This is a genomic window from Methylobacterium sp. BI1 (assembly GCF_056680125.1).
Genome location: NZ_CM155267.1, coordinates 483,873 through 496,470, shown reverse-complemented (window position 1 = coordinate 496,470; position 12,598 = coordinate 483,873). Strand labels below are relative to the sequence as shown.

Below are 12,598 nucleotides of genomic sequence, written 5' to 3'. Positions count from 1 at the left end.
AGCGATACCGGACCATCAGGACCTGGGCATCGGGCGCCAGTCCGGCGGCGCCATCTCGAAGCCGGCGAACTCGAAGGCCGGCGAGACGGTGCAGCCCACCAGCGTCCAGGCCCCCAGGCTGGTGGCGGTCTGCCAGTGGCCGGCCGGGACGACGATCTGCGGCTGCTGACCCCGCGCGAGATCGGGACCGAGATAGGTCGCGCTGGCATCGTGACCGTTGGGGCTCACCGTCAGGACGAGGGGAGCGCCCGCGTGCCAGTGCCAGATCTCGGCCGCATCCACCCGGTGCCACTCGGAGACCTCGCCGAGATCGAGGAGGTAGTAGATCGCGCTGCCCACCGAGCGCCCGTCGACCGTGCGGGGATCCCGGAAGGTCTCACGGTAATGGCCGCCCTCCGGGTGCGGCGCGAGGCCGAGGCGGGCGATCACCTCGGCGGCGGTCGGTCCCTGGGATCCGGCACTCATGGGCGAACTCCTACAGATGGTGGACGAACTCCTGCAGATGGCGTCACTCGATGGCCCCTTGCGGCAGGCTGAGACCGGGGGGCGCCTTGGCGCCGGATGATCCGCTCCCCGACTCCTTGGCCACCTTCGGGCGGGCCTTCTTCGCCGGGCTCCTGCTCGGCTTGGCCGCCTCGTTCCCGGCGGCCACCGGCGCACTCTTCACGGCGGGGGCCTCCCCGCATTCCCGAAACCCGAGTTCGGCCAGGCTCTTGCCGGTGTCGGAGACGATGTTGAGCGTGTCGGGCAGGGCCGCCGGCACGGGGTCCCAGCGGACCGGGGCACCGAGCAGCGCTCCCAGGGCCGCCGGGCTGCCTCCGCGCCGTAGGGCGAACAGGTCGGGACCGTACGCCGTGGCGGCTTTGCCGGCGATGACGACCTCGAGCACCCGGGTGGTCTCCGGCGTGAGCGGACGCAGCGGGTTCTCGACCACCACCGCCCCCGTGCGCGTGACCCAGACCGCGAAATCCTTCGGCCCCTCGTAGAGCGCCGCCCGGGCCTCGCATTGCACGGTCAGCCCCGGCAGGTTGGCGGCCGGCATCGGCGCGGGCGCGGGCTCCGGAGCGGTGGGGGCGGTCGCGGGGGCCTCGGCCGCAGGTTTGGGCTCGGCGTTGAGCTTAGGCTCGGACTTGCGCTTAGGCTCGACCTTGGGCCTGGGCTTCGGGGCGACCCGGCGCGGGGGCGGCGCTGCGGCCGGCGGCTCGGTTTCGAGCGTCGGCTCGGGACCCTGTGCCTGGACCGGACCGGCCACGATCAGGGCCATCAGGGACAGGAAGGCCGCAGGTTGACGCGTTGGCCAACGGCGCGTGCGGGAGCACACCATCAACGAAGCTCTCGTTCTCGATGCGGGTCTGGGTAGGGGGGCGACGGCAACGCGCGGGCCGGGTCCGCGTCCGGAATCCCGAGCGGCCGCTCCGGCTCGATGTCCAGGACGGGCGCGCTGCGATCGATGGGACTGGGGCGCAACGGCTCGAGGCTGCGGATCAGCAGATCCTCGCCATCGGCCTCGTCCACGAGGTCTTCCTCGCGCGCCATGCGCAGCTCGGGGCGGCGCCCACGCCTGAGCTGAAGGGCCACGAGGAAGCCGGAGAACAGGAGGACGCCCAGGGCCCCCAGGATCAGGAGTGTTTCCATGCCGGGTCCAGGGTTAGCCCAGGACGCGCCGCGTTGCATCCTCCTCCGCCGCTTTCGCGGATCGCCGCCCCGGGCCGGAACGGTCCTTGCGTCGTCGAGGGACGATGTCAGAAGTGATGGCGCGAACCCCGCCCGATATCCCCAGTCCCGGGGCCGTCAGGCACGAGCCGTGCAGTCAACAACCGTGCAGATATGGACTGCGCAGGAATGCACCCTGTGACCCCCGGACATGGTCCTCGTTCCGTGTCGATGGCCGGGGATTTCGCGCCGTTCCGACGCACCGGCGTCGTCCGCATGCCGTATGACGCCCTAGCCCGCTCCCGAACCTCAAGGTCGATCGATGCGCATGCATGACCTCAATCCGGCCGATGCCGCCTACGACCCCGGCCATGAAGCGCAGGGGGCGGAGAGCCTGGAGCACGATCTCCTGCGGCTGATCGAGGAATCCCGCGAGCAGGCGGCGGAGGATCCGTTCCGCAACCCCGTGCTCGCGGTGACGCTGGCCATCACCCGGCGCTTCGACCGGGGCGAGATCGGCGAGGACGACCTCGACGCCCTGTTCCCCCGGCTGCGATCCCAGTCGCTGGCGTCCCGCGCCGAGCGCCTGCGCGCCTATGTGGGTCTGGACCGGGACGCGGCGTCGGCGCCCGACAGCCGGATGGCCGCCCGTCTCGTGGCGGCGGTGCCCGCGCGCCAGGGGGATTTCGAAACCTTCCGGGACCTCGTGGGCCGCACGGGCTTCGCCGTGGTCTTCACCGCCCATCCGACCTTCGGGATGCCGCGCGCCGTCGCCGCCCTGATCGCCCAGGCGGCGAGCCAGGCTGAGGGCGCCGCCCGCGCGCCGCTGCTGACGCGCGCAGCCGCCCTCTCGACCCGGCCCGATCCGAACATCAGCCTGGACGACGAGTTCGACCAGGCCTGCATCGCGGCCAATCACGGCCGTACCGCCGTCGACGGCTTCAACGCCGCGCTCCTCGATGCGGCCCGGGTGCGCTGGCCCGACCGCTGGACGGAATTGGTCCCGAAACCCTTCGCGATCGCGAGCTGGGTCGGATGCGACACCGACGGACGCACCGATATCGGCTGGTGGGACACCCTGCGCTATCGCCTCGAGTCGAAGCGGATGCAGCTCGACCGGGTGATGCGCCACCTGCCCCAGGTGCCCGCGACCCAGGTGGTGCGCGACCTCACCGGGAACGCGCTCGCCGCCGTGAACCGCCAGCTCGCCGTGGCGCCCCGGCTCGGGACCAAGCCGTCCCTGGAGGCGGTGCACCGCTTCGCCCTCGCGTTGATCATCGAGCGCGAACGGGCCCAGACCGATTCCAGCGCGATCCTGGCCGGGCTCGCGGGCGCCCTCGGGGCGGCAGAATCCGAGGCCGACCAGCGGAGCATCGCCCTGCTGCGGTCCGGCATCGCCACCCACGGTCTCTCGAACGCCCTGCCGCATTTCCGGCTGAACGCCAGCCAGATCCACAACGCGGTGCGGCGCGTCACCGATCTCGAGGGTGAACCCACGGACGCCGCCCAGCGCCGTTCGCACCTCGCCACCATCCACGCGCTGCTCAACGACGTGCAGGCGGTGGACGTGGATTTCGGCGCGCTCGCCGCCGAGCGGGCCTCGGCCGCGCGGCTGATGATGACGATCACGCAGATCCTCAAGCACGTGGACGGCACCCACCCGGTCCGCTTCCTGATCGCGGAGACCGAGACCGGCTACACCCTGCTCGCCGCCCTCTGGCTGGCGCGGCACTACGGCATCGCCGACCGGGTCGAGATCACGCCGCTCTTCGAGACGGCCAGCGCCCTCGAACAGGGCATCCGCGTCCTCGACGACGCGCTCCGCAACCCGCATTGGCGGCAGTACCTCAAGCGCATCGGGCGCCTGACGGTGCAGTTCGGCTATTCGGATTCCGGGCGCTATGTCGGCCAGCTCGCGGCGAGCTTCTGGATCGAGCGCCTGCGCCTACGCATCACCGAGCTGATGGTGCAGAACGATCTCACGGGCGTGGAGCTCGCGATCTTCGACACCCACGGCGAATCCATCGGCCGGGGCGCGCATCCCAGCTCCCTGCGCGACCGCCTCGCCTATCTCGCCCCGGAGGATTCGCGGCGGCGCAACCGGACTGCCGGAATCCGGGTGCGCCTCGAATCGAGCTTCCAGGGGTCGGACGGCTACCTGATGTTCGGCACCCTGCCCCTGGCCGAAGCCACGGTGGAGCGCATCGCCGAGCACGTCTTCGCCTTCGACGTCGCCGACGACGACAGCTTCGCCGACTATGTCCTCTCCGATCCCGCCAGCGGGGCCGACGAGACCGACGACCCGATCTACGCCGAACCGGATTTCGCCGCGGAGTTCTTCACCGTGGTGCGCCAGGACATGGAAGCCCTGGTGGACGATCCCGGCTACGCCGCCCTGCTCGGGACCTTCGGCCCGAGCCTCCTCGACCGCACGGGCTCCCGGCCCGTCGCCCGCCAGACCGATGGCGGCGGCCCGACCATGATCACCCATCCGCGCCAGATGCGGGCGATCCCCAACAACGCGATCCTGCAGCAGCTCGGCTTCCTGGCCAACTCCCTGCACGGCGTCGGCCGGGCGGCCGGGCGGACGCCGGACCTGTTCCGCGACATGCGCCGGGACTCCGTGCGCTTCTCACGCGCCTTCCGGCTGGTGCAGCACGCGGCCAGCGTCTCCGACCTCGACGTGTTGCGCGCGTATATCGACACGCTCGACCCGGCGGTGTGGCTGGAACGGGCCCGGCGCACGCAGCGCGACGGCCGGCGCGAGGAGCTCGTGGTGATCGCCAACGCCCTCGACCGGCTGCGGCTCGCCCCCGACCTGCGCCACCTCTTCGGCCGCCTCACCTGCGACTGGCTGAACCTGCAGGTCGCCGCGCCCGACCTCGGCCGGATGTCGGCCCGCCTGACCCTGCTGCACGCGATCCGCCTCGCGCTGATCCACCGGATCTGGTTCCTGGCCGTGCACATCCCGGGATTCCGCCCGCAATCGGGCGTGAGCCGCGAGGCGCTGATCGAGCGCTTCCTGCGCCTCGACATCGACGGCTGCCTCACGCTGCTGGAGGACATCTTCCCGATCACCCCGGATCCGACCCTCGGGCTGAACTTCGGCGAGCCGGCCGGACCGCGCGACGTCGGCACCTACGAGGCCGAGCACAAGACGCTGTTCGAGCCGATCCGGCGCAGCTTCCTACGGGTGCGCGAGATCTCGGGCATGATCCAGCACGAGGTGGGCGCGTTCGGCTGAGGCGCGGGGCGCGCGGCTCCGGCACGCCCCCCCATTTCGGAGCCCGGGCGCCCGTCAGTGCGGCGCGGCGTCCGAGCCCGGCTTCATCGCGGCCGCGGCAGCCGCCAAGCCCCAGCGGACCAGATCCTCCGCCTCTGCGGCCGTTCCCGCCTCGGCATAGCAGCGCAGTTCGGGCGCGTTGCCGGAGGCGCGGAAGTGAAGGGTGCGTCCGGCGTCGAGTTCCATCCGCACGCCATCCTGCTCGTCGACGGCGCGCGGCTCGCCGATCGGCCGAACGAAATCCCGCCGATACGCCTCTTGGCCGAGTTGCCGCAGGAAAGCGCCGCTTCTCTCGGCCGGCGTGTTGGGCAGGCGATCGCTCGCGGTCTCGCCCACGGAGAGGGACGCGACGAGGTCGGCGAGGGACAATCCGGCTTTGCGCGCCGCGGCCAGCGTGGCCAGGATCGGCAGCATCGCATCGCGGGTCGGCAATGCGGGCAGGGTTCGCCCATCGAGGGTCACGTCCGAACCGAGCAGGAAGCCGCCATTCGCCTCGAAGCCGACGACGGCATCGGCGCCCTCCGTCTCCGCCTGGGCCATGCCGGCGATGACGTAGGGCGAGCCGACCCGGGTGCGCAGCACCCGCCGGAAGCCGCCCGCATGTTCGATGGCCGAGCCGGCCGTGACGGGGACGACGACGGTATCGACGCCGAGGTAGCGCGCCGTGATCAGCCCGAGGACGTCCCCCCGCAGGATCCGTCCGGCGGCATCCGCGACGAGGGGCCGATCCGCGTCGCCATCCGTCGTCACCAGGGCGTCGAACTCGCCCGACGCCATGGCTTCGCGGATGAAGGCGATATCTTCTGGGCGATGGGCCTCCGTGTCGATCGGAACGAAGCGGTCCGCGCGCCCGATCGCGGTCACGTCCGCCCCCAGCGCCGTCAACAGGTCGACGAGCACGTCGCGCGCGACCGAGCTCTGCTGGTAGACCGCGATTTGGAGGCCCGCCAGCATGTCCGATGCGAAGGCCGCGCGGTAGCGCTGGCGGTAGCGGTCCGTCGCGTCGCCCTCCGGGGCGGCGGAAGCGGCCGCCGCCATGGGGGCTTCCGTGGAGATATCGCCGAGGGCGGCCAGGATCGCAGCCTCGTCGGTCTTGGTGATCTCGCCGTCGGGCCGGTAGAACTTGAGGCCGTTCCGGTCTTCCGGGATGTGGCTGCCGGTGACCATCACCGCACAGACGCCGCGTCGAAGCGCTTCGAGAGCCAGGGCCGGTGTCGGCAGCGCGCCGCAGTCGATGGCCGTGAAGCCGGCGCCCGCTGCGGCGGCCGCCACCGTCGCCGCGATGCCGGGGCTGCTGTCGCGCAGATCCCGCCCGATCACGACGGTGCGACCGGTGCTGGTCGTCTCGGCGACGGAGCGGAAGAAGGCGCTGGCATAGGCGTAGCTGGGCCAGCCCACCAGGTCGGTGACCAGCCCACGCAAACCGCTCGTTCCGAACTTCAAGCTGCTCATGAGAACTCCGATCACAGGGGCACGGCGCGGCGCCGGCAAGACGACTGCGCTGCTTCTACAACACGACTGCGCTGCTTCTAGGAGAAGTGGTTCCCCACCTCAATTGCGCGCCGGTCCGTGAGGGCCAGCGGCGCGAGCCTCACAGGGGCGAACAGTGCTAGACCGACACGACCGTGAGCAGCGTGCCCTCCACCCCCGTCACCCGCACCCGGGCGCCCAGCGGCGCATCCGGGCCGGTGACGCGCCAGAGGGTGTCGTTGACGCGAATACGCCCCTCTCCGGCGACGATCGGTGCCACGAGAGGATAGTCCCGTCCGACGAGGCCCTGGGCGCCCTGGTTCAGCGCGTTCGGTCCGGCCTTGGCCCGGCGGCTCGCGACCACCGCGAAGGCCACAGACAGGGCGGCGAACAGCAGCAACTGTCCCTGCCAGGGCATCGGCACGAGGAGAAGCTGCAGCCCCGTGACTACGGCCGCGAGCCCGAGCCAGAGCAGGAACACCCCCGAGGCGACGAGCTCGGTTCCCATCAGCACGAGGCCGACGAGGATCCAGGTCCAGGCTGGGCCGATCGCATCGACGAACGACGCGATCATCGCCCGGACCCGCCGACATTCGGAGGCAGGCCCGCGCTCTTCCGGGTCGGAGCCCCTTCGCCGAAGACGCTGCGGGTGATCTCGGCGATGCCGCCCAGGGTGCCGGCCAGGGCCGCCGCCTCGATTGGCACCACCACCACGCGCTGGTTCGGCGCAGTGGCGATGGCCTTCACCGCCTCCACGTACTTCTCGGCCACCAAAAAGTTCGCCGCCGCGAGGTCGCCCTTGGCGATGGCCTCGCTGACGAGCTGGGTCGCCCGCGCTTCGGCCTCCGCCCCGCGTTCACGGGCCTCCGCGTCGCGAAAGGCCGCCTCCCTGCGCCCTTCCGCCTCCAGGATCGCCGACTGCTTGCGCCCTTCGGCCCGCAGGATCTCCGCCTGCCGGTGCCCCTCCGCCTCCAGCACCGAAGCGCGCTTCTCGCGCTCGGCCTTCATCTGGCGCGCCATCGCGCCGGCGAGGTCGGCGGGCGGCACGATGTCCTTGATCTCGATGCGGGTCATCTTCACGCCCCAGGGCGAGGCGGCGGCATCCATCACCCGCAGCAGGCGCTCGTTGATCTCGTCGCGGTGCGACAGGAGCTGGTCGAGGTCCATCGAGCCGACCACGGTGCGGATGTTAGTCATGGTCAGGGTCATCATCGCCACCTCGAGGTTCGAGACCTCGTAGGAGGCGCGGGCCGCATCGAGCACCTGGTAGAAGACCACGGCGTCGATCCGCACCCCGGCATTGTCGCGGGTGAAGGCCTCCTGGCTCGGCACGTCGATGACCTGCTCCATCACGTTCACCCGCCGGCCGATGCGCTCGACATAGGGGGCGATGAGGCCGAGGCCGGATTCCAGGCTGCGGTGGTACTTGCCGAACCGCTCCACGGTATAGACGTGCCCCTGCGGCACGATGTTGATGCCGATCCCCAGGGTGACGACGACGAGCGCCACGAGCACCACGGCAGCGACGCTCACGCCCACAGAGAAATCCATGCCTCGTCCCCCGGCCGTCCCGCCGGCATTGAGACCGGCGGGCCGTGACGAAGCAAGGGCGTTGTTCACGTGGTCGCGACCCGGAGGGCCCCCGTGCGGTCAGCGCGCCCAGACGCCGAGGCGTTCGGCGCGGGCATGGTCCTCGGCGGCCACGAGGTCGGGCGTCGCCTCGGGCGAGGCGCGACCGCCGCCGTTGAACAGCACCACTTCGGAGAGATCGCGCCCCTCCACCGAGCACAGGCGAGCCTCGCTGCCCGCCACCGGCTGGCAGGTCACGGTGCGGCCGGCGAGGTAGCGGGTGAGTTCGTCGGCCTGTCCGCCACGCACCCACTCGACCCCGAACAGGCGCACGAGCTTGCCACTGACGCGCAGGGTCGCGGTGTCGATGACCTCGACCGGACCGCTGATCTCGTTGGCGGCGGCCTGTTTCGGGAGGGCTTCCTCCGGCGGAGCCGGACTCATGTCGGGCGCGCTCGGGGGCGCCACCGTGGACGAAGCCTGCGGTGACGATGGCGTCGGCCCCGCCGCGTCGGGCGACGCGGCTTCCTGCGGCGTCCGCCCTCCGAAGACGGCGAGAAGGGCCACGAGCGCAGCCGCTCCCAGTCCGATCGGGAGGGCGCGCCGAGACAGGGCATCGCGCATCACGTTGCGGTCACGGGCAACCTCACCGAGCCGCGACGCGCTGTCGGCGAGGCGACCCCGGGCGTAGCCCCCGACGCGTTGGGCTCCCTCTCGGACGCGGCCCGCGACGAGGCCTGCCCGGCTCGGCTCCGCGAAGTCGGTCATGCTCCCCGACGCGAGCCCCTCGGTCGGCGAAGACGCGACCCGGCCGCGCCGGAGCGTTGCGAAGCGCCCGGACAGGGCGATGGCGAGGGCACGGGTGCGGGTGGCCGAGCGCGTGACCAGGGACCGTGCCAGGACCGACTGCGCCTCGACGAACCGTGCCGTTGCCGTGCGGAAATCCTCCGTTGGAACGGCTTCCGGCGCGGGTTCGGGGTCCGGCTCGGGGATCGGCCGGAACAGGGCGGGGTGCCGGTCACGGAGTTCCGCGAGCAGCGCCGGCAGATCCATTGGGACGAAGGTCCCGTCCGCCTCGGTGACGTGACGCGGTGCGCCCGTCCGGTCGATCACATGGTAGCCGGGCGGCTCCGGGCTCGGCACGAGGGCCGCTTCCGCCAGGAGCGCGAGCGTGCGTTCCGCCACGGGATAGGCGCCCGCTTGCGCGATCGCTTGAGCGATGCGCAGGCGCAAGGTCTCGCGCTCCGAGGCCATCCCGTCCCGTCGCGCGTCACCCGGTACCGGCGAGGGTGGATTTCGATCATCCAAGACGCGCACAACTCCGGGTATGACGGACCGATCGCGACGGGCCGGCTTCAGGCACCGCGCTGCGCATTCGCTATAGCGCTCTGCGGCCCTGCACCATAGCGGCGCAGCACGCGGCTCGACTCCGCGACGATCAGCGGGCGCTCCCCGGCGAAGCTGATGGTGAGCGTGAGCTCGGACACGCCCTGCGAACGCACCCCGCGCACCGGATTGTCGGCGCGGAAATCGAAGGTGGTGTGGACGATGCAGGTCGCGCTGGCCGCATTGCAGGCAGTTCGGGTCGCTCCGCCCTGCGCCTCATAGCGCCGCTCGGGCCAGCGCCGGACGAAGCGGCGCTTCTCGGCGATGAGGGCCGCCAGGGACAGGGTGCGACCGTGGAAACGCACCCGCTCGGCATAGAATCGCGGCGCGGCAGCCACCATCCCGTCCCCGGGGGCCGAGACGCTGTCGAGGTAGCGGTCGGTCAGGCGCGTCGCGGCGGCGGCCCATTCGGGGAAGCGAGCGTCCGAGCTCGCCACCGATGGCGCCATCGGGGTGGACGTATCGGCCAGCCGCGGTCGGATATGGAGTCGCTCCGGCGCGGCGCGTCCCTCGCGGGTCGCCACACGGCGGCCGTCGGCGGATCCCGCCACGCGTCGCCGGTGGGAGGCCATCGGCGTCCGCTCGGAGCTTACCGCGTCCTGAGCCGTCTGACCCTCCGCCTGCGCCCGGGCTGTCGCCGGCGTTTCCGCCACGGGCTTTCCGGTCACCGGCTTCTCCGAGACCGATTGCTCAGGGGCCGACTTCTCGCCGACGGCCTTGTCCGTGCCGGGCTGCACGGTCTGTCGCGCCGGCGGGTCGACCCAACCCGGACGCGTTTGAGCCTGGGTCGTTCCCACGGAGAGGGCGACGCTCATCAGCGCCACGGACGAGGCGAAGCCAAGTCGGACGAGACCGGTTCCGTTGGAGCTTGGACCGTGGCGCATGGCATCATCACCGAGGTCGCGGCCGGGGTTTCGGAAAAGCGCGTGCGGGACCGATCGACCGGAGTGAAACGTCGGGTGCGCCCGCTAAGTTTCCCTGAATGCGTGGGCATTGGCTCGGCCCAGGTTCCGAGGTGTGGACGAGTGCGAGGATTGCGGGGACGCGCCGCGACACAGACTCGTACGCCGCAAGGTGGACTCTTGTGCCGACGGGCTCTTGTCATTGCCAAGCCTGAACCCACCTTGGGGATCGGGTCCGGGCCCCTCTGGCGGTCGAGGCGTTGACCGTGATGTCGGACCCTTCCATGCTTTTGCGCTGACGCGGCGCGAACGCACCGGAGGGTGTCGAACCTCATGGTCCCTCGTTGTCTCCCGTTCCCTCATCGTCAGTCTGATCCGGGCCGAATCGGAGGCCCCCGATGAGCGCGTCCTCCCGCAAGGCGCTCCTCCTCGTCAATCCGAAGGCCCGCAACGGCAGCTTCTCCCTCGACGAGGTTCGCGATGTCCTGCGCGCCGGAGGGATCGAACCCTTCGAGCCGCCGGGTGACGCCGACTGTACCGCGGTCATCAAGCGCCACGCGCAGGGCTGCGACCTCGTCATCCTCGGGGGTGGTGACGGTACCCTCAACGCGGCGGCACCCGCGCTGGTCGAGACGGGATTGCCCCTGGGCATCCTGCCCCTCGGCACGGCCAACGATCTCGCCCGCTCGCTCGGCCTGCCGGTCGACCCGGTGGAGGCCGCCCGCCTCATCACCACCGAGGAGGCAAGGCCGGCCGATCTCGGCTGCGTCAACGGGCACTACTACTTCAACGTCGCCAGCATCGGCTTCTCGGCGGACCTCGCCGGCGACCTCACCGCGGAATCGAAGAAGACCTGGGGCACTCTCGGCTACGGCATCGCGGCGGTCCGCGTGCTCCGCCGGATGCGGCCCTTCACCGTCTACATCGAGCATGACGGCCAGACCGAGACGGTGCGCACCATCCAGGTCTCCGTGGGCAACGGGCGTCACTACGGCGGCGGCATGACGGTGGAGGAGACGGCCACCGTCGACGACGGCAAGCTCGACTTCTACAGCCTCGAGGTCGCCCATTGGTGGCGGCTGCTGATGCTCCTGCCGGCCCTGCGCAAGGGCACCCAGGGCAAGGCAGCCGACGTGCGGGCCTTCAGCACCACAGAGATCGTGGTGAAGACCAAGAAGCCGCGCCCCGTGAACACCGACGGCGAGCTGTCGACCTACACTCCAGCCCATTTCAAGGTGGTGCCGAAGGCGGTGCGGATCTTCAGCCCGGCACCGGCCGAACGGCCGGGCGTGGCCGCGAGCAGCCCCGGCCTGACGGCCTGACCGAGCCGAATCCGGGGCCGGTCCCGGCCCCGCCCCTCTCCATCCCCGCTCCCGGCACGACACCGTTCGGGGGAGCGGCCCTGACTGACGCGACGAGGCCATTGTGGACAGCCTGCTTCAACTCGCCAGCGACCCCACTGCCTGGGCGGCTCTCGCCACCCTGGTGGTGATGGAGGTCGTGCTCGGCATCGACAACCTCATTTTCATCTCGATCCTGACCAACAAGCTTCCGCCCGAGCACCAGCAGAAGGCACGGCGCATCGGCATCGGCCTCGCGCTGATCCTGCGACTCGGCCTTCTCGCCACCATCGCGTACATCGTCGCGTTGACGCAGCCCGTCTTCGAGGTGTTCGGCAAAGGCTTCTCCTGGCGCGACCTTATCCTCATCGCCGGCGGCCTGTTCCTGCTGTGGAAGGCCACGAAGGAGATCCACCACACCGTCGACCCGGAGCCGGAGACGCCCGGGAGCAGCGCCGTGCGGCTCGGCTTCGCCGCGGCCATTGGTCAGATCCTCGTCCTCGACCTCGTCTTCTCCATCGACAGCATCATCACGGCGGTGGGCATGACGGAGCACGTGCCCATCATGGTAATCGCCGTCGTGACCGCCGTGACCGTGATGCTGCTCGCCGCGGATCCGCTGTCGCGCTTCATCGCCGCCAACCCGACCGTGGTGATGCTGGCCCTGGGCTTCCTCATCATGATCGGCATGACCTTGATCGCCGAAGGGTTCGGTGCGCATGTGCCCAAGGGCTACATCTATACCGCGATGGCGTTCTCGGCCGGCGTGGAGGGGCTCAACATGCTGGCACGTCGGCGCCGGCGGGCATCGACCGGAACGGTGACCAGGTCCTGAGGAAACATCGTTAACGTTTCACGGGAAAACCGGCGAACCGACCCGGCCCTACCATTGGCCGGGCCGGGGTTTCGCCGGGTCCTCATGGCATCCGCGCAGTCGCCGGAGCGGTCGTGCCGGGAGGGCTGGTCGCCCGCTGTTCGAGGAGACCAGTTGCGTC

The 12,598-nt window shown here is 70.9% G+C and carries 11 protein-coding genes; 3 read left to right on the top strand and 8 right to left on the bottom strand.

The window, feature by feature from the left end; genetic code table 11:
• Window positions 1-15 precede the first annotated feature (15 nt).
• Genes AC1MGR_RS02370 through AC1MGR_RS02360 form a run of 3 tightly spaced genes read right to left on the bottom strand, consistent with a single transcriptional unit; the run spans window position 16 to window position 1,635 of the window.
• Window positions 16-465: a cupin domain-containing protein gene (locus tag AC1MGR_RS02370; RefSeq protein ID WP_108037036.1), complete on the bottom strand. Its 450-nt coding sequence runs from the start codon at window positions 463-465 to the stop codon at window positions 16-18.
• Between the two features lie 43 nt (window positions 466-508).
• Window positions 509-1,264 carry a hypothetical protein gene (locus AC1MGR_RS02365; RefSeq protein WP_480233526.1) on the bottom strand — a complete coding sequence of 252 codons (756 nt, stop codon included), beginning with the start codon at window positions 1,262-1,264 and terminating at the stop codon, window positions 509-511.
• A gap of 59 nt (window positions 1,265-1,323) precedes the next feature.
• Window positions 1,324-1,635, bottom strand: coding sequence for a hypothetical protein (locus AC1MGR_RS02360; RefSeq protein ID WP_480233525.1), 312 nt, complete (start codon window positions 1,633-1,635; stop codon window positions 1,324-1,326).
• 346 nt (window positions 1,636-1,981) lie between these two features.
• Between AC1MGR_RS02360 and AC1MGR_RS02355 the strand changes: the two genes are divergently transcribed.
• Complete coding sequence (locus AC1MGR_RS02355) at window positions 1,982-4,897, top strand: phosphoenolpyruvate carboxylase (protein WP_480233524.1); 2,916 nt, start codon at window positions 1,982-1,984, stop codon at window positions 4,895-4,897.
• 54 nt (window positions 4,898-4,951) lie between these two features.
• Here the strand turns inward: AC1MGR_RS02355 and AC1MGR_RS02350 are convergent, their stop codons facing one another.
• The 5 genes from AC1MGR_RS02350 to AC1MGR_RS02330 all read right to left on the bottom strand — a co-directional run bounded on the left by AC1MGR_RS02350 (window position 4,952) and on the right by AC1MGR_RS02330 (window position 10,245).
• The gene (locus tag AC1MGR_RS02350; protein ID WP_480233523.1) at window positions 4,952-6,388 is read right to left on the bottom strand and encodes a phosphomannomutase; all 1,437 of its coding nucleotides are present in this window, start codon (window positions 6,386-6,388) and stop codon (window positions 4,952-4,954) included.
• Between the two features lie 157 nt (window positions 6,389-6,545).
• Window positions 6,546-6,980 carry an NfeD family protein gene (locus AC1MGR_RS02345; RefSeq protein ID WP_108037045.1) on the bottom strand — a complete coding sequence of 145 codons (435 nt, stop codon included), beginning with the start codon at window positions 6,978-6,980 and terminating at the stop codon, window positions 6,546-6,548.
• Window positions 6,977-7,957 (bottom strand): SPFH domain-containing protein, encoded by a 981-nt coding sequence (locus tag AC1MGR_RS02340; protein WP_108037047.1) that lies wholly within the window; start codon window positions 7,955-7,957, stop codon window positions 6,977-6,979. The genes AC1MGR_RS02345 and AC1MGR_RS02340 overlap by 4 nt, the downstream gene beginning before the upstream one ends.
• Window positions 7,958-8,056: 99 nt before the next feature.
• Window positions 8,057-9,229, bottom strand: a complete 1,173-nt coding sequence (locus AC1MGR_RS02335) for a thermonuclease family protein (RefSeq protein ID WP_480233522.1) — start codon at window positions 9,227-9,229, stop codon at window positions 8,057-8,059.
• Window positions 9,230-9,330: 101 nt separating this feature from the next.
• A complete protein-coding gene (locus tag AC1MGR_RS02330) occupies window positions 9,331-10,245 on the bottom strand; it encodes a hypothetical protein (RefSeq protein WP_480233521.1) in 915 nt (304 codons plus the stop codon).
• A 416-nt stretch (window positions 10,246-10,661) separates the two neighbouring features.
• Here AC1MGR_RS02330 and AC1MGR_RS02325 point away from each other — a divergent pair, with 416 nt between their 5' ends.
• Both AC1MGR_RS02325 and AC1MGR_RS02320 read left to right on the top strand, forming a co-directional pair.
• Window positions 10,662-11,585 (top strand): lipid kinase, encoded by a 924-nt coding sequence (locus tag AC1MGR_RS02325; RefSeq protein WP_108037053.1) that lies wholly within the window; start codon window positions 10,662-10,664, stop codon window positions 11,583-11,585.
• A 103-nt stretch (window positions 11,586-11,688) separates the two neighbouring features.
• Complete coding sequence (locus AC1MGR_RS02320; RefSeq protein ID WP_108037055.1) at window positions 11,689-12,438, top strand: TerC family protein; 750 nt, start codon at window positions 11,689-11,691, stop codon at window positions 12,436-12,438.
• Window positions 12,439-12,598: the final 160 nt, after the last annotated feature.

Excerpts from the sequence above, each read along its gene's own strand:
- AC1MGR_RS02370 (WP_108037036.1), bottom strand. The coding sequence starts at position 465 with ATGAGTGCCGGATCCCAGGGACCGACCGCCGCCGAGGTGATCGCCCGC.
- AC1MGR_RS02365 (WP_480233526.1), bottom strand. The coding sequence starts at position 1,264 with ATGGCCCTGATCGTGGCCGGTCCGGTCCAGGCACAGGGTCCCGAGCCG.
- AC1MGR_RS02360 (WP_480233525.1), bottom strand. The coding sequence starts at position 1,635 with ATGGAAACACTCCTGATCCTGGGGGCCCTGGGCGTCCTCCTGTTCTCC.
- AC1MGR_RS02355 (WP_480233524.1), top strand. The coding sequence starts at position 1,982 with ATGCATGACCTCAATCCGGCCGATGCCGCCTACGACCCCGGCCATGAA.
- AC1MGR_RS02350 (WP_480233523.1), bottom strand. The coding sequence starts at position 6,388 with ATGAGCAGCTTGAAGTTCGGAACGAGCGGTTTGCGTGGGCTGGTCACC.
- AC1MGR_RS02345 (WP_108037045.1), bottom strand. The coding sequence starts at position 6,980 with ATGATCGCGTCGTTCGTCGATGCGATCGGCCCAGCCTGGACCTGGATC.
- AC1MGR_RS02340 (WP_108037047.1), bottom strand. The coding sequence starts at position 7,957 with ATGGATTTCTCTGTGGGCGTGAGCGTCGCTGCCGTGGTGCTCGTGGCG.
- AC1MGR_RS02335 (WP_480233522.1), bottom strand. The coding sequence starts at position 9,229 with ATGGCCTCGGAGCGCGAGACCTTGCGCCTGCGCATCGCTCAAGCGATC.
- AC1MGR_RS02330 (WP_480233521.1), bottom strand. The coding sequence starts at position 10,245 with ATGCGCCACGGTCCAAGCTCCAACGGAACCGGTCTCGTCCGACTTGGC.
- AC1MGR_RS02325 (WP_108037053.1), top strand. The coding sequence starts at position 10,662 with ATGAGCGCGTCCTCCCGCAAGGCGCTCCTCCTCGTCAATCCGAAGGCC.